This window comes from Streptomyces sp. NPDC043896, from assembly GCF_056435605.1.
Genome location: NZ_JBWKEE010000018.1, coordinates 107,005 through 123,398, shown reverse-complemented (window position 1 = coordinate 123,398; position 16,394 = coordinate 107,005). Strand labels below are relative to the sequence as shown.

Sequence of the window (16,394 nt, the reverse complement as noted above, 5' to 3'; positions counted from 1 at the left end):
GCCGTGCCGGACCGGACGTCAGCCGCGGCGCCCGGGAGCGTGACGGGAGAACCGCCCGCATGCTCAACAACGAAAACGAGAACACCCCCGCCGCCGACAGTGGCAGCCCCAGCGACAACCTGCCTCCGCGCAGGCGCCGCCGCGCTGCCTCCCGGCCGGCCGGCCCGCCCGGCGGTGTCGCCGCCGAGGCGCCCGCAGCCGCCGCTCCTGCCGCCGCTCCTGCCGCCGCTCCCGTTCCGGTCGCCGAGGAGGCTCCGGCCGCTTCGGCGCCGCGTGCCCGCCGTCGTGCCACCCGCGCCGTGACCGCTCCGGCCGCCGAGGCCGCCGCTCCGGCTGCCGTGGTCGAGGCCCCTGCCGCCGAGGCCGCGCCCGCCGCCGCTCCGGCCGTCGAGGAGGCTCCGGCCGCTCCGGCGCCGCGTGCCCGCCGTCGTGCCACCCGCGCCGCCACCGCTCCCGCCGCCGAGGCCGCCGCCATCGAGGCCCCTGCCGCCGAGGCTGCGCCCGCCGCCGCTGCGGCCGCTGCTCCGGCCGTCGAGGAGGCTCCGGCCGCTCCGGCGCCGCGTGCCCGCCGTCGTGCCACCCGCGCCGCCACCGCTCCGGCCGCCGTGGCCGAGGCCGCTCCGGCCGCCGAGGCCGTCGTCGAGCCGGCTCCGGCGCCCGTCGCCGAGGAGGCTCCGGCCGCTCCGGCGCCGCGCACCCGCCGTCGTGCCACCCGCGCCGTCGCCGCTCCGGCCGCCGCCGAGCCGGTCGAGGCCGTCGTGGAGGAGGCCCCCGCCCCGGTGGTGGAGGAGGAGGCTCCGGCCGCTCCCGCCCCGCGTGCCCGCCGTCGTGCCACCCGCGCAGTCGCCGCTCCCGTCGCCGTCCCGGCCGTGGCCGAGGCCGTCGCCGAGGAAGAGGAGGCGGAGGAGGCGCAGGCCCCGGCCGTCGCGGAGGAGGCCCCCAAGGCCGCCACCCGCGCCGTCACCGTCGCCGACGCCGTGGACGCCCCGAAGCGCGGCCGCCGCCGCGCCACCCGCTCCGCCGCCGCCCCGGCCGCCCCCGCCGCCGCGCAGCCGGCCGCGCCCGCGCAGCCCGCGGCCGCCGCCGAGCCGGAGGCGCCCGCCGCCCCGAACCGTGCCGCCCGCCGTGCCGCGCGTCCCGCGGTGGCCGTCTTCCAGGCCCCGGTGTTCGCCGAGCCGATGTTCCAGACCCCGGAGACCGCCGCCCTCGCCGCCGCGGCCGCTGCCGCCGCCGCTTCCGCGGAGGAGGCCGAGGAGGAAGAGGAGACCGAGGCCGCCGCCGAGGTCCAGGCGCCCGCCGCGCAGCCGGCCGGCCGTCGCCGCCGCCGTCGCGGTGCCGCCGAGCCCGTGGCCCCGGCCGAGCCGGAGCTCGTGGAGGAGGAGCCGGAGGCCGAGGCCGACGGGTTCGACGAGGACGAGACCGACGAGTCGGGCGAGCGCCCCTCGCGCCGCCGTCGCCGCGGTGGCCGTCGCCGCCGTCGCGGTGAGGCCGCCGACCTCGACGAGAGCGCCGAGGAGGAGGCCGAGGCCGAGGCGGAGTCCGCCGAGGCGCAGGAGGCCGAGCAGGAGGACGAGGACGAGGAGTCCGAGGAGGCCCTCGGCTCCACCTCCAGCCGTCGTCGCCGCCGTCGTCGCCGCCGTAGCGGTGACTCCGCCGCCGAGGTCGAGGCCGCCGACGAGGACGGCGTCCGCACGGTGGTCAAGGTCCGCGAGCCGCGTCCGGCGCGGGAGAAGGCCGAGCCGTCCGACGAGGTCCAGTCCATCAAGGGCTCGACGCGCCTGGAGGCGAAGAAGCAGCGCCGCCGCGAGGGCCGCGAGCAGGGCCGCCGCCGCGTGCCGATCATCACCGAGGCCGAGTTCCTGGCGCGCCGCGAGGCCGTCGAGCGCGTGATGGTCGTCCGCCAGTCCGGTGAGCGCACCCAGATCGGCGTCCTTGAGGACAACGTGCTCGTCGAGCACTACGTCAACAAGGAAGAGGCCACCTCGTACGTCGGCAACGTCTACCTGGGCAAGGTCCAGAACGTGCTGCCGTCGATGGAGGCCGCGTTCATCGACATCGGCAAGGGCCGCAACGCCGTCCTGTACGCCGGTGAGGTGAACTTCGAGGCGCTCGGCATGGCCAACGGGCCGCGCCGCATCGAGTCCGCCCTGAAGTCCGGCCAGTCCGTGCTGGTCCAGGTCACCAAGGACCCGATCGGCCACAAGGGCGCCCGCCTGACCAGCCAGGTCTCGCTGCCCGGCCGCTACCTGGTCTACGTGCCCGAGGGCTCGATGACCGGCATCAGCCGCAAGCTGCCCGACACCGAGCGCGCGCGTCTGAAGACCATCCTCAAGAAGATCGTCCCCGAGGACGCGGGCGTCATCGTGCGCACCGCCGCCGAGGGCGCGAGCGAGGAGGAGCTGCGCCGCGACGTCGAGCGTCTGCAGGCGCAGTGGGAGGACATCCAGAAGAAGTCGAAGCAGATCACGACGTCGTCGCCGAGCCTGCTGTACGGCGAGCCGGACATGACCGTCCGCGTCGTGCGCGACATCTTCAACGAGGACTTCTCCAAGGTCATCATCAGCGGTGACCAGGCGTGGGAGACCATCCACGGCTACGTGTCCCACGTGGCTCCGGACCTGGCCGGCCGGCTGTCGCGCTGGACCTCCGAGGTCGACGTCTTCGCGACGTACCGGATCGACGAGCAGCTCGCCAAGGCGCTCGACCGCAAGGTGTGGCTGCCCTCGGGCGGTTCCCTCGTGATCGACAAGACCGAGGCGATGATCGTCATCGACGTCAACACCGGCAAGTTCACCGGTCAGGGCGGCAACCTCGAGGAGACCGTCACCAGGAACAACCTGGAGGCGGCCGAGGAGATCGTGCGCCAGCTGCGGCTGCGCGACCTGGGCGGCATCGTCGTCATCGACTTCATCGACATGGTCCTGGAGTCCAACCGCGACCTGGTGCTGCGGCGCATGCTGGAGTGCCTGGGCCGTGACCGTACGAAGCACCAGGTGGCCGAGGTCACCTCGCTGGGCCTGGTCCAGATGACCCGCAAGCGGGTGGGCCAGGGTCTGCTGGAGTCCTTCTCCGAGACCTGCGTCCACTGCAACGGGCGCGGCGTGATCGTGCACATGGAGACCCCGACCGCGGTCGGCGGCGGTGGCAACGGCAAGCGTGCCAAGCGCCGTGGCGGCCGTGCCGTGGAGCACGAGCACGGGCACGAGCTGGAGACGGTCGAGACCGTCGACGCCGAGGTGCTGGAGGCCGAGACCGAGGCCGAGGTGGCCGCCGAGCTCGCCGCGCCGCGCGCGCTGCCGGAGCCGGCGTTCGTCCCGGACGAGGAGCTTTACAGCAGCCCGGCCGAGGCCGAGGCCGCCGCCGGTATCAGCGGGCGCCGCAATCGCCGCCGTGCCACCCGGAAGGCGACCGCTCCGGCGGGTGCCCCCCGTGGTGCGGAGCGGGCTGCCGCCCCGGCGCCGGTGACCCCGGTGGTGGAGGCGGAGCCGGTCACGGAGCCCGCCGACACGGTGCTGGAGCCGGCCGCCGAGGTCGTCGCCGAGGCCGTGGAGGCCGCGGGGACCGTCGAGGCCGCCCCGGCCGCGCCGGTGGAGGAGGCCGCGCCGAAGGGCCGCACCCGTCGCCGGGCGACCCGCAAGGCGACCGCCCCGGAGCCGGAGCCCGTCGTGGCGCCGGAGTCCGTGGTGGTGGCCGAGACCGAGCCGGAGCCGGTCGTGGAGGCCGTCGCCGAGCCGGTGGCCGTGCCCGTGGCCGAGGAGCCGGTCGTCGAGCCCGAGCCGGTCGTCGAGCCCGAGCCCGTGGTCGAGCAGGCCCCGGCGGAGCCCGTCGTGGAGGCCGCCCCGGCCCGTCCGCGCCGTCGTGCCGTACGCAAGGCCACGGCGCCCGCGGGTGCGGCCGAGGCCGCCATCGTGGTCGTCGAGGCCCCGGCCCCGGAGTCCGCGCCGGCCGCCCCGGCGGAGGCTCCGGCCGAAGCCCCGGCCGCCGAGGCCGAGGCCGAGGCGCCGGCTCCCGCCAAGAAGGCCACCCGCAAGGCTCCGGCCAAGAAGGCGGCCACCACGGCGAAGAAGGCCCCGGCCAAGAAGGCGGCGGCCGCCAAGAAGACCGTCGCGAAGAAGGCGACGGCCAAGAAGACCACGGCGAAGCGGGCCACGAAGAAGACCGCGGCGGCGGAGCAGAGCGCTCCGTCCGTCTCGGCTCCGACCGAGGCCTGACCCGTTCCGTGACCGTGGACCCCGCCTCCGGGCGGGGTCCACGGTGCCGCGGGGCCCGGTTTGACCCTCCGGAATCAGCCCCGTAACCTAGACCGTCGGCGTGTCTTGAACGATTACCCGTTCAGCGTGCGTCGCGCTCCTGAGCACCTTCCTCCCGCACGACCGTGCAAGCGGCCGGGTCACGGGAGAGGCCGCTCGTCCAATCCGGATCACCGTGGGCCCAGGCCCGTGTGAGCGGCTGGCTTCAGGAGCATCCGTCCCGAGTGAGAGAGAGATCCGCGTGTACGCCATCGTGCGCAGCGGTGGTCGCCAGCACAAGGTTGCTGTCGGCGACATCGTTGAGGTTGACAAGATTTCCACTGCCAAGGCTGGCGACACGGTCGAGCTCTCGACCCTGCTCGTTGTCGACGGCGACGCCGTGACCAGCGACCCGTGGGTGCTGGCCGGGATCAAGGTCACGGCTGAGGTCGTGGACCACACCAAGGGCGCCAAGATCGACATCCTGCGCTACAAGAACAAGACCGGCTACCGCCGTCGCCAGGGTCACCGTCAGCAGTACACGGCGATCAAGGTCACCGGTATCCCCACGGCTGCGAAGTAAGAGGGACTGAGACATGGCACACAAGAAGGGCGCATCGTCCACCCGGAACGGGCGCGATTCCAATGCTCAGCGGCTCGGCGTGAAGCGCTTCGGCGGTCAGGTCGTTTCCGCTGGTGAGATCCTCGTCCGCCAGCGCGGCACCCACTTCCACCCGGGTGCGGGTGTCGGTCGCGGTGGCGACGACACGCTGTTCGCGCTGCTGCCGGGTGCGGTGCAGTTCGGCACGCACCGTGGCCGCAAGGTCGTCAACATCGTTCCGGCCGCCTGATCCAGCCTTCCCGCTGAATCACACGCGTTCGTAACAGCCCGAGGGCGGATCTCAGCTCTTCCCGGCGCATGCCGGGAAGAGGGGTCCGCCCTCGGCGCGTTGTCACATAGACACGTTTAATGGGCAGCAAGGCCTGCCCGGGACATTCCCGTATGTATCTGGAGGAACACCCATGACCACCTTCGTGGACCGCGTCGAGCTGCACGTCGCCGCGGGTAACGGGGGCCACGGCTGCGCCTCCGTTCACCGGGAGAAGTTCAAGCCGCTCGGCGGGCCCGACGGCGGCAACGGCGGCCGTGGCGGCGACGTCATCCTGGTGGTGGAGCAGGCGATCACCACCCTGCTGGACTATCACCACAGCCCGCACCGCAAGGCCACGAACGGCAAGCCCGGCGAGGGCGGCAACCGCTCCGGCAAGGACGGCCAGGACCTGGTCCTGCCCGTGCCGGACGGCACCGTCGTCCTCGACAAGCAGGGCAACGTCCTCGCGGACCTCGTCGGCCAGGGCACCACGTACGTGGCCGCCGAGGGCGGCCGCGGCGGCCTCGGCAACGCCGCGCTGGCCTCCGCCCGCCGCAAGGCGCCCGGTTTCGCCCTCCTCGGCGTCTCCGGTGACAGCGGCGACATCGTCCTGGAGCTCAAGACCGTCGCCGACGTGGCGCTGGTCGGCTTCCCGAGCGCCGGCAAGTCCTCGCTGATCTCGGTGCTCTCCGCCGCCAAGCCGAAGATCGCGGACTACCCCTTCACCACCCTCGTCCCGAACCTGGGCGTGGTCACCGCCGGCTCGACCGTCTACACGATCGCCGACGTCCCGGGCCTGATCCCCGGCGCCAGCCAGGGCAAGGGCCTCGGCCTGGAGTTCCTGCGCCACGTCGAGCGCTGCTCGATCCTCGTGCACGTGCTGGACACCGCGACCCTGGAGTCCGACCGCGACCCGGTGGGCGACCTCGACCTGATCGAGGAGGAGCTCAAGCTCTACGGCGGCGGTCTGGAGAAGCGTCCGCGCCTGGTCGTCCTGAACAAGGTCGACATCCCCGACGGCCAGGACCTCGCCGAGATGGTCCGCCCGGACCTGGAGGCCCGCGGCTACAAGGTGTTCGAGGTCTCCGCGGTCGCCCGTACGGGTCTGAAGGAGCTCTCCTACTTCCTCGCCGAGGTCGTCGCCAAGGCGCGCGCCCGCAAGCCCAAGCAGGAGGCGACCCGTATCGTCATCCGCCCGAAGGCCGTGGACGACGCCGGCTTCACCGTCGCCTACGACGAGGTCGAGGACGTCTACCGCGTGCGCGGTGAGAAGCCGGAGCGCTGGGTGCGCCAGACCGACTTCAACAACGACGAGGCCGTCGGCTACCTCGCCGACCGGCTCAACCGCCTCGGTGTCGAGGACGCGCTGAAGAAGGCCGGTGCCAAGGCGGGCGACGGCGTGGCGATCGGCTCCGAGGAGAACGCGGTCGTCTTCGACTGGGAGCCGACCATGATGGCCGGCGCCGAGATGCTGGGCCGCCGCGGTGAGGACCACCGCATGGAGGCGCCGCGTCCGGCCACCCAGCGCCGCAAGGAGAAGGAAGCCCGTCGCGGTGACTCCGCCCAGCAGGAGTACGACGAGTTCCGCCCCTTCTGACCGGCCGCCCCGGTCCGGTTCGAGGCCGGCTTTGAAGTCGGCTTTACGCCGTTCGCCTAGGATCCTGCGGGTGAGCAGCAGCAATTCCAGCAGTGACACCCCCTCGGTGTCCGTGGTCGTGATCGCGTACAACGACGCCGGGCTCGTGGGCGAGGCCGTTTCCTCGGCCCTCGCCCAGGGCCCGGCCGTCGCCGAGGTCATCGCGGTGAACGACGCCTCCTCGGACGGGACCGCGGAGGTGCTGGACGGGCTGGCCGCCGCCCATCCGCGCCTGAGGGTCATCCACCGCACGGAGAACAGCGGTGGCTGCGGCACCCCCCGCAATGACGGGATCGCCGCCGCGGCCTCCCCGTACGTCCTCTTCCTCGACAGTGACGACGTCCTGCCGCCGGGCGCCGCCGGGGCGCTGCTGCGGGCGGCGGAGGAGCACCGCGCCCCGGTCACGGTGGGCGCGTGCGTGCGGCGCGAGCTGCCCGAGGGCCGCGAGGTGCCCTGGATGCCCGGCCTGTACACGCCGGACGAGGTCATCGAGCGGCCCGCGGACCGGCCCGAGCTGGTCCGCGACACGCTCTGCGTCAACAAGCTGTACGACCGTTCCTTCCTGGAGGAGCACGGGATCCGTTTTCCCGACGGCCGGTTCGTCTACGAGGACTTCGTCTTCACCTCCCGCGTGCTGGCGGCCGCGCCGCGGATCGCCGTCATCGGTGACCTCGTCTACGTGTGGCACGTGCGCCGCGCCGCCGCCCGGGTGTCGATCTCCCTGGACCGCAAGGACGTCGGCAACTGGCGGTCCCGCGTCGAGGCCCACCGCACCGCCTCCCGCACCCTGGCCGCCGCGTCCCCGGAGCTGGGCCGCGCCTGCCAGGTGAAGTTCCTCGACTACGACCTGCGCATGTACCTGCGCGAGCTCGGCGAGGACCCCGAGTACCGGGCCGCCTGGTGGACCCTGACCCGGGAGTACCTGGCCGGCTTCGACCCCGCCGACGTCGCGGCCGCCCCCGCCCGGGCCCGCTGGACCGCCCGGGTGATCGCGGCCGCCGAGGCCCCGCCCGGGGACGTGGAGCGGCTCACGCGGTTCGCCGCCGAGCCCGCCCGGCTGCTGCCCCCGTACGCCCGGGACGCGGCCGGGGCGCCGGTGTGGAGCGCGGGGCTGCCGGTGCCGCTGGACGGGCTCGACGCCCTGCCGGTGGCGGAGCTGCCCGTGACCGTCGACGCCGAGCCCGCCGGGGGCGGGGCCGTCCGGCTGCGGGTGCGCGACCTGTACGGGCGGCTCGCCGCCGCGGGGCCGCGGACGGTTCAGCTGAGCTTCCCGCCCCGGGCGGGGGGCGATCCCGTCCTGGTGCGTCCGGTGGAGCTGCGGGCCGCCGCCGACGGGGACGGGTGGACCGCCGAGGTGCCGTTCCGGCTCGCCGGGCTGGCCGCCGAGGGGCGCCGCCGGGGGCTGCGCGGGATGCAGGCCTGGGACGTCCGGGTGGGCGTGCGCTGCGCCGACGGGAGCTCCCTGCTCACCTCCCTGCGCCCCCTGGGCGGTCTGCTCCGCCGCAGGGCCCTGCTCAGCAGCCGGTACGGTGTTCTGCTGGCGCAGCCCTACCGCACGGCCGCCGGAGCGCTGGCCGTGCGCCTCGCGCCCGGTGCCGGGGGCGCGCTGACCTTCGTACGCAACCGCCTCGACCGCGCCCGCACGCGCAGGTCACGCTAGAGCTCGGGAGATACGCATGACATTTCTGATCACCGGTGGTGCCGGCTACATCGGCGCGCACGTCGTCCGGGCGATGCTGCTCGCGGGTGAGAAGGTCGTGGTCTTCGACGACCTCTCCACGGGCCGGGAGGAGCGCGTCCCCGAGGGTGTTCCGCTGGTGACGGCGTCGGTGCTGGACCGGCTGGCCCTGGACGAGGCCCTTCGCGAGCACAAGATCACCGGTGTGGTGCACCTGGCGGGCAAGAAGCAGGTCGGCGAGTCCGTCGAGAAGCCGCTGTACTACTACCGGGAGAACGTGCAGGGCCTCACCGTGCTGCTGGAGGCCGTGGCGGCCGCGGGCATCCGCAACTTCCTCTTCTCCTCCTCCGCCTCCGTGTACGGCATGCCGGACGTGGACTCCGTCACGGAGGAGACCCCCTGCAAGCCGCTGAGCCCGTACGGCGAGACGAAGCTGGCCGGTGAGTGGCTGGTCCGCGCCGCCGGAAAGGCGCACGGCATCTCCACCGCCTGCCTGCGCTACTTCAACGTGGCGGGCGCGGCCACCCCCGAGCTCGCGGACACCGGGGTCTTCAACCTGGTCCCGATGGTCTTCGAGCGCTACGACGCCGGCGAGGGCGCCCGGATCTTCGGCGACGACTACCCGACCCCGGACGGCACCTGCATCCGCGACTACATCCACGTCGAGGACCTCGCGGACGCCCATGTGGTGGCCGCGCGCCGGCTCGCCGAGTGGGGCGCGGCCGGCGACCACAAGGACCTCACCCTCAACATCGGGCGGGGCGAGGGCGTCTCGGTCAAGGAGATGGTCGAGCTGCTGAACGAGGGCACCGGGCACACCTACGCGCCGGTCGTCACCCCGCGCCGCCCCGGCGACCCGGCGAAGGTCGTGGCCTCGGCCGACCGGATCGCGAGCGAGCTGGGCTGGAAGGCGCGGCACGACGTCCGCGAGATGATCACCTCCGCGTGGGCGGGCTGGGAGGCCAACCGCCGGGCCCAGCGGGACCCCCACCGGGACGTCCACGCGGTCTGAGCCCCGTACGTACGCAGCCGCCCGCCCCGGACCTGTTCCGGGGCGGGCGGCTTTCGTGTGAGGGAGGGGCTCAGCGCTCCAGGAAGGCGAACAGCGCCTCCCACCGGTCGGTGATCTCCGCGCTGGAGTAGCGCCGTACCCGGCGGAAGGCCTCGTCGCCGAGCGCCTCGCGCGTCTCGCGGTCCGACATCAGGGTGTCCAGGTGTCCGGCCAGCTCCATCGTGTTGCCCAGGCGGGCGAGCAGCCCGTCCTCGCCGTGCCGGACGATCTCGCGCACGCCCGGCGCGCAGTCGAAGGCGGCCACGGGCAGGCCCGCCGCCATCGCCTCCAGCAGGGTGATCGGGAACCCCTCGGCGCGGGAGGCCTGCGCGAAGACGGACGCCTCGCGCAGCGCGCCCAGGACGTCGGCGGTGCTGCCCATCCACTCCACGGAGTCGTCGAGGCCGAGCGAGGTGCAGTGCGCCCGCAGCGTCGCCTCCTCGGAGCCCGCGCCGTAGATGCGCAGGGTCCAGTCCGGGTGGCGGGGGGCCGCGTCCGCCCAGGCGTCGAGAAGCAGGTCGACGCCCTTCTCGAAGGCGAGGCGGCCGACGCTCGCCACGACCTTCGCGGTGCGCGGGGCGGGGGAGTCCGGCATGAACGGCAGCGGGTTCGGCATGCTGGCGACGTTCTCCATGCCGGCCCGGATCCACAGGTCCGCGTCCTCGGGGGTGAGGACCAGCATCCGGTCGACCTCGGGGTAGAAGCGTCGGACCCGCTCGCCCCGGGTGGACTTGTGGCTGGCCTCGAAGGACTCGTGGCTCATCCCGATGACCGACAGCCCCTTGGTGTCCGCGAGGGCCACCCACTCCATCGCCCACACCTGGGTGACGATCACGACGGAGCCGGGCCGCGCCGCGCGGAATAGGCCGCTCAGCGTCTCCGCCTTGGCCCGCATCCCCGCCCGGCGGGCGGCCTGGCGGCGCCGCTCGGGGGCGTTGAGGCGGCCCTTGATGCCGCGCAGCCGGCGTGCCTTCGGCGGGTGGGTCGCGTACAGGGTGGTCATCTCGTACGGGAGGTCGTCCGGGAGCCGCTGGCGGATCTCCTCGGCGACGGGCGCGATGCCCACGACGTGCACCCGGTGGCCCCGGTCGGTGAAGAGCCGGGCCATCTGGTGCGACCAAGTGGTCACGCCGCCGAGCTCGTCCACGCTGTTGGAGACGAGGAAGACGTCGCGGCCGCCCGGCACCGCGGGCTCGTGGGGCTGCTGGCTCACTTGCCGCTCCTGGTGAAGAACTTCTCGACGATCTGGCGGGCCGCGTCCCCGCGGTCGTACTCGCCGAACTCGGCGAGGAACCGCTGGCGGGCCTCGGCGTACTTGGCGTCGGCCTCGTCGAAGGCGGAGACGGCCTGCATCAGCTCGTCGGCCGTGGCCACCACCGGGCCGGGCGCCTTCTCCTTCAGGTCGAAGTAGGTGCCCCGGATGTCGGTGGAGTACTTCTCGTAGTCGTAGGCGAAGAACAGCATCGGCCGGTCCAGGACCGCGTAGTCGAACATCACGGAGGAGTAGTCGGTGATCAGCCCGTCGGCGAGCGCCAGCAGCGGGGTGATGTCGTGGTGCCGGGACACGTCGACCACCCGGCCCGCCACCGACGGGGGCAGCGAGACGCTGTTGAGGTAGTGGGTGCGCACCAGCAGCGTGAAACGGTCGCCGAGCCGGTCCGCGAACTCCTCGACGTCGAAGGGGAACTCGAAGCCCTCCACCGTGCCGTCCGCGCTCGCCCGGAAGGTCGGCGCGTACAGCAGCACCCGCTTGTCCGGGTCGATGCCCAGTTCGGCGGCGAGCGGACCGCGGACCCGCTCCCCGCTGTCCGCTTCGGCGCGGTGCGCCTCGACGAGGGCGTCGTTGCGCGGGTAGCCGGTGCGCAGCAGCACCTCGTCACGGAGGCGGAAGCCCTTGGCGAGGGTCCGTACGTCGTGCTCGGAGCGGATCAGGAAGTGGTCGAAGCGGTCGACGGCCTTCTGGAAGCGGTCCTGTGCGGGCTTGCCCTGCGCCTTGGTGCGGGGTTCGTGGAAGCCCATCCGCTTGAGCGCGGAGCCGTGCCAGGTCTGGATGTACGTGGTCCCGGGGCGCTTGGCCAGCGCGAGCGGGAAGCCCTGGTTGTCGACCCAGTACTCGGCCTGGGCGAGCGCCCGCAGGTACTGCCAGCTCCACCGCTTGACCAGGGTGGCCCCCTCGGGGAAGCCGGTGGGCTTGGCGCCCGCGTAGGACCAGATCGCCTCGAAGGGCGCGCCCTGGCGGACGAGCTCCTCGTAGATCGCCTTGGGGCTGTCGCTGTACTGCTTGCCCATGTGGCTCTCGAAGACGACCGTGCCCTTCCTGACCGGCAGCTTCGAGAAGACCTCGTGGTAGACCTTCACCTTCTGCTCGCCCGAGCCGATGCTGCGGCGCGCCTTCAGGGCCCGGCGCAGGCTGCGCTTGACGACGCCCGCGGTCTTGCCGTGCATCGCGCTGCCGAGCAGCGTCTGCGTGCGCACGGCGGCGGGGCCCTCGGCGGTCAGGACGTAGGAGAGGTTGCCCTTCTTGGTCACCTCGGGCTCGAAGCGGTCGGAGACCAGCCGGGTCAGGCGCGGGCGGACCCGCAGGCGGGCCGCGGACTCCAGGTCGACGCCGCCGACCGAGACCCGGGTGGTGAGGCGGTCGCCGCCGGCCGTGAGCTTGAGGCGTACGTCCCAGACGGCGTCGATGATGCCGAGGGGGCGGACGGTGCTGCCGATGTCGGCGGTGGCGGTCCACTCGATCGTGCTACCGGCGTGGCGCACGGTTGCCACCGGGAAGCTGAAGGAGCGCACGCCGATCTGCCGGCGGGCCCGGAGCTCCAGGGAGGCCTTGAGCTCGGCGTCCTCCGGGATGCGGCCCAGGGGGTTCACGACGGAGCCGGACAGGGTGACGGTGCCGCGCCCGTCGTCCTCGTACGAGTCGAGGCGGTTTCCGAGGACCAGGGAGGGCAGCGGCGTGGTGTGGAAGCCCTGGTCGGTGACGTCCAGTATCCGGCGGCCCTCGGCGTCGTCGAGGTGTTCGGCGCACCAGTAGACGCGTCCGTCGCGCTCGGCGAGCGGGGAGGACAGCCGGCCCTTGTTGGTCATCGCGTCGGCGGCGGCCAGGAGGTTCTTCCAGTCCTCCTTGCCGAGCAGGTAGGCGCAGATGGCCTGGAGGTGGGTGACGTTCTCGTACGCGGCCGGGTCGATGCCGGCCAGGTAGCCGTTGGCGAGCCGGGCGAACTCCTGGCGGTAGGCGTCGCCGAGGAGCGGCAGGTCGCGCAGGTGGAGCACCAGGTCGTGCTTGAGGAACTTGGCGTCCTTGGCGGTCTTGATCGCGGTGTGGCCCTTGGCGGCGAGCAGCTCGTCGACGCGGCGGTGGATCTCCATCCGGTGGACGAAGTTCGCGATCTCGTGGCGCCGGTTGCTGATCGACTTGGCGGCGGCCTTCTCGACCACGTTCCAGAAGTAGACGTGGTTCGGGATCAGGGTGATCCGGCGGGCGGCGACGTAGGCCTGTGCCGAGAACAGCAGGTCCTCGTAGTGGATGCCGACCGGGAACTCCAGGCCCTGTTCCAGCAGGAACGCGCGCCGGTAGCACTTGTTCGTGGAGAGGGTGTCGTAGACCAGCAGGTCCGGGTACTCGGTGATCGACTCCAGGGTGCGGGTCCGGGAGTAGATCCACGGGTACCACTCGGTGGTCTTGCCCCACCGGTTGTCGAGGTGGACGCGTACGCACATGCCCGAGACCAGGTCGGATCCGGTGCTCTCGGCGGCCGCGAGCATGTTGCGGCAGGCGTTGCGCTCCAGGACGTCGTCGCTGTCCAGGAACATGACGTAGGTGCCGGTGGCCTGCTTGATGCCGTGGTTGCGCGGGGCTCCGCAGCCGCCGCTGTTCTCGGGCAGCTGGAAGGCGCGCACCCGTCCCGGGTTCGCCGCTTCCAGCTCGCGGGCGACCGCGTAGGAACGGTCCTTGCTGCAATCGTCCACGATCACGACTTCGACCCCGCGCAGGGTCTGGTCCAAAACCGACTGGACGGCCGCCTGCAGACGCTCTGCGTCGTTGTAGACGATGACGACCACGGAGACGTCAGGCACGTGCACCTCGATCCCTTCGTTCCATTCCGCTTATTCAGTCAAAGCTACCGTGTGCCGCACGCGACTCGGGCAGGCCGACCACCGGCGTGCATACTTCTAAGGAAGAGGTGAGTGGCGGGTCCGGTCGCCGACAATCACCCGTTAGGACGCCAGCAGGAAGTGCTCATGACCAAGCTGTCGGTAGTTGTCCCCTGTTACAACGAAGAAGCCGTCATCGACCGGTTCGACGCCGAGATCCGCAAGGTGCTGGACGCCCTGCCCGTCGAGTACGAGGTCTGCTACGTCGACGACGGCAGCCGCGACGGGACCCTCGGCAAGCTCCGCAAGATCGCCGCCGAGCACGGGGAGCGGACCCGCTACGTGTCCTTCAGCCGGAACTTCGGCAAGGAGGCCGGCATGCTCGCCGGGCTCCGCGAGGCCACCGGCGACGCCGTGGTGATCATGGACGCGGACCTCCAGCACCCGCCCGAGCTGATCGCCACCATGCTGGAGCACTACCGGCAGGGCCACGACCAGATCATCGCCCGGCGCACCCGCGAGGGCGACAAGAAGGTCCGCTCCGCCCTCAGCCGCCTCTACTACCGCGGGGTCAACCGCTGGGTCGACGTGGAGCTCACCGACGGGGTCGGGGACTTCCGCATGCTCTCCCGCCCGGCCGTCGACGCGCTGCTCGCGCTCCCCGAGTACAACCGCTTCTCCAAGGGCCTCTTCTCCTGGATCGGCTTCGACACCGTCCACTTCGACTACCAGAACGCCCAGCGCGAGGCGGGCGAGACCAAGTGGAAGTTCGGCTCCCTGCTGAATTACGGCATGGACGGGCTGATCTCGTTCAACAACAAGCCGCTGCGCCTCGGCATCTGGCTCGGGGTGTCGCTGGTCGCGCTGACCGGCCTGTACGCGCTGTGGATCACCGTCATGGCGATCACCAACGGCATCGACTCGCCCGGTTACGTCACGATCATCGCGATGATCGCCGGCATCGGCGGCATGCAGATGATCATGCTGGGCCTGATCGGCGAGTACATCGGCCGCATCTACTACGAGACCAAGCGCCGCCCGCACTTCCTCGTCAAGGAAGCCCACGGCGCCGACGCCGAACGGATGCCCGGGATCTCCGAAGCCGTGATCGCGGAGCGCAGCCGCCGATGAGCGACCGCAGCCGACGGGACCAGCTCGGCCAGATCTTCCGCTTCGCCCTGGTGGGCGGGGTCAACACCGGCACCTTCTTCGGCATCTACCTGCTGCTGCACCCGTGGATGCCCTACTTCGCCGCCTACACGCTGGCCTTCGTGCTGTCGATGGTCGGGTCGTTCTTCATGAACACCTACTTCACCTACCGCACCCGGCCCACCTGGAAGAAGTTCCTCCTCTTCCCGCTGACGAACATCACGAACTACGTGATCCAGTCCGCCGGCCTCTACGCCCTGGTCAGCTGGGCCAGGATGGACACCCGGATCGCCCCCCTGGTCGCCGCCGTCGTCGCCATCCCGTTCACCTTCCTGCTCTCCCGCAAGATCCTCATCCCGGGCACCGGCGCCGCCGCCCCCGGCCCCGGGCCGGAGCCCGCGGCGGAGCGTTCCTCGTCCACGGTCTGAAACCGGCGGGCGGCCCCGCCGCCCCACCCCGTAGATTGGGCCAGTCGGTCAGAAGGTCTCTGCGGTGAGGGGAAAGACGTGTCAACGGCTAGGCAAGGTGTCGTGGACGCCCGCAGGATCGTGGTCAAGGTCGGCTCCTCCTCCCTGACCACCGCCGCAGGCGGGCTCGACGCCGACCGGGTGGACGCACTCGTCGACGTACTCGCCAAGGCCCGCAGCGGCGGCGAGAAGGAGATCGTGCTCGTCTCCTCCGGAGCCATCGCCGCCGGCCTCTCCCCGCTCGGCCTGGCCCGCCGCCCCAAGGACCTCGCCCGGCAGCAGGCCGCCGCCAGCGTCGGCCAGGGCCTCCTCGTCGCCCGGTACACCGCCTCCTTCGCCCGCTACGGAGTCCGCGTCGGCCAGGTCCTGCTGACCACCGACGACACCAGCCGGCGCGCCCACTACCGCAACGCCTACCGCACCCTCGACCAGCTCCTGGCCATGGGCGCCCTCCCCGTCGTCAACGAGAACGACACCGTCGCCACCGACGAGATCCGCTTCGGAGACAACGACCGGCTGGCCGCCCTCGTGGCCCACCTGGTCCGCGCCGACCTCCTCGTCCTCCTCTCCGACGTCGACGGGCTCTACGACGGAGACCCCTCCCTGCCCGGCACCACCCGCATCGACGAGGTGCGCGGCCCCGAGGACATCGCCCACGTCTCCATCGGCAGCGCCGGCAAGGCCGGCGTCGGCACCGGCGGCATGGTCACCAAGGTCGAAGCCGCCCGCATCGCCGCCGCCGCCGGGATCCCCGTCGTCCTCACCTCCGCCAGCCACGCCGCCGACGCACTCGCCGGCCGCGAGACCGGCACGCACTTCCACGCCACCGGCCGCCGCTCCGCCGACCGGCTGCTCTGGCTCCAGCACGCGTCGACCCCGCAGGGACACCTCGTCCTGGACGACGGCGCCGTACGGGCCGTCACCGAGCGCGGCAGCTCGCTCCTGCCCGCCGGCATCGCCGCCGTCGAAGGCGACTTCAGCGCCGGCGACCCCGTCGAGCTGCGCGCCGCCGACGGCCGGGCCGTGGCCCGGGGCCTGGTCAACTTCGACGCGAAGGAACTCCCGCAGCTCCTCGGCCGCTCCACCCGCGAGCTTGCGCGGGAGCTCGGACCCGCGTACGAGCGGGAGGTCGTCCACCGCGACGATCTGGTGCTGCTCCAGGGCTGAGGTTCTGCAAAACCGCCGCGCGGCGGGCCGGGGACTGGTCAACTGTGTGGGGC

At 72.5% G+C, this 16,394-nt stretch carries 11 protein-coding genes; 9 read left to right on the top strand and 2 right to left on the bottom strand.

Annotated features, from left to right (window positions below; translation table 11 throughout):
• Nucleotides 1-59: 59 nt before the first annotated feature.
• The 6 genes from AC069X_RS25085 to galE all read left to right on the top strand — a co-directional run bounded on the left by AC069X_RS25085 (nt 60) and on the right by galE (nt 9,427).
• Nucleotides 60-4,211 carry an Rne/Rng family ribonuclease gene (locus AC069X_RS25085; protein ID WP_478731610.1) on the top strand — a complete coding sequence of 1,384 codons (4,152 nt, stop codon included), beginning with the start codon at nt 60-62 and terminating at the stop codon, nt 4,209-4,211.
• Between the two features lie 280 nt (nt 4,212-4,491).
• A complete protein-coding gene (gene rplU, locus AC069X_RS25080; RefSeq protein WP_007264039.1) occupies nt 4,492-4,812 on the top strand; it encodes a 50S ribosomal protein L21 in 321 nt (106 codons plus the stop codon).
• Nucleotides 4,813-4,825: 13 nt separating this feature from the next.
• A complete protein-coding gene (gene rpmA / locus AC069X_RS25075; protein WP_007264038.1) occupies nt 4,826-5,080 on the top strand; it encodes a 50S ribosomal protein L27 in 255 nt (84 codons plus the stop codon).
• A 172-nt stretch (nt 5,081-5,252) separates the two neighbouring features.
• A complete protein-coding gene (gene obgE, locus AC069X_RS25070) occupies nt 5,253-6,698 on the top strand; it encodes a GTPase ObgE (RefSeq protein WP_478731607.1) in 1,446 nt (481 codons plus the stop codon).
• Nucleotides 6,699-6,768: 70 nt separating this feature from the next.
• Nucleotides 6,769-8,397, top strand: a complete 1,629-nt coding sequence (locus AC069X_RS25065; RefSeq protein ID WP_478731605.1) for a glycosyltransferase family 2 protein — start codon at nt 6,769-6,771, stop codon at nt 8,395-8,397.
• A 16-nt stretch (nt 8,398-8,413) separates the two neighbouring features.
• The gene (gene galE, locus AC069X_RS25060; protein ID WP_478731603.1) at nt 8,414-9,427 is read left to right on the top strand and encodes a UDP-glucose 4-epimerase GalE; all 1,014 of its coding nucleotides are present in this window, start codon (nt 8,414-8,416) and stop codon (nt 9,425-9,427) included.
• Nucleotides 9,428-9,497: 70 nt separating this feature from the next.
• Here galE and AC069X_RS25055 read toward each other — a convergent pair whose 3' ends face one another.
• Complete coding sequence (locus AC069X_RS25055) at nt 9,498-10,679, bottom strand: glycosyltransferase (RefSeq protein ID WP_478731601.1); 1,182 nt, start codon at nt 10,677-10,679, stop codon at nt 9,498-9,500.
• Nucleotides 10,676-13,546 carry a bifunctional glycosyltransferase/CDP-glycerol:glycerophosphate glycerophosphotransferase gene (locus AC069X_RS25050; RefSeq protein ID WP_478731599.1) on the bottom strand — a complete coding sequence of 957 codons (2,871 nt, stop codon included), beginning with the start codon at nt 13,544-13,546 and terminating at the stop codon, nt 10,676-10,678. The genes AC069X_RS25055 and AC069X_RS25050 overlap by 4 nt, the downstream gene beginning before the upstream one ends.
• Before the next feature lie 159 nt (nt 13,547-13,705).
• Here AC069X_RS25050 and AC069X_RS25045 point away from each other — a divergent pair, with 159 nt between their 5' ends.
• The 3 genes from AC069X_RS25045 (at nt 13,706) to proB (ending at nt 16,341) form a co-directional block, all read left to right on the top strand.
• Nucleotides 13,706-14,689, top strand: coding sequence for a glycosyltransferase family 2 protein (locus AC069X_RS25045; protein WP_478731597.1), 984 nt, complete (start codon nt 13,706-13,708; stop codon nt 14,687-14,689).
• Nucleotides 14,686-15,135: a GtrA family protein gene (locus AC069X_RS25040; RefSeq protein WP_478731595.1), complete on the top strand. Its 450-nt coding sequence runs from the start codon at nt 14,686-14,688 to the stop codon at nt 15,133-15,135. The genes AC069X_RS25045 and AC069X_RS25040 overlap by 4 nt, the downstream gene beginning before the upstream one ends.
• A 78-nt stretch (nt 15,136-15,213) precedes the next feature.
• A complete protein-coding gene (proB, locus tag AC069X_RS25035; RefSeq protein WP_478731593.1) occupies nt 15,214-16,341 on the top strand; it encodes a glutamate 5-kinase in 1,128 nt (375 codons plus the stop codon).
• The last annotated feature ends 53 nt before the right edge of the window (nt 16,342-16,394 follow it).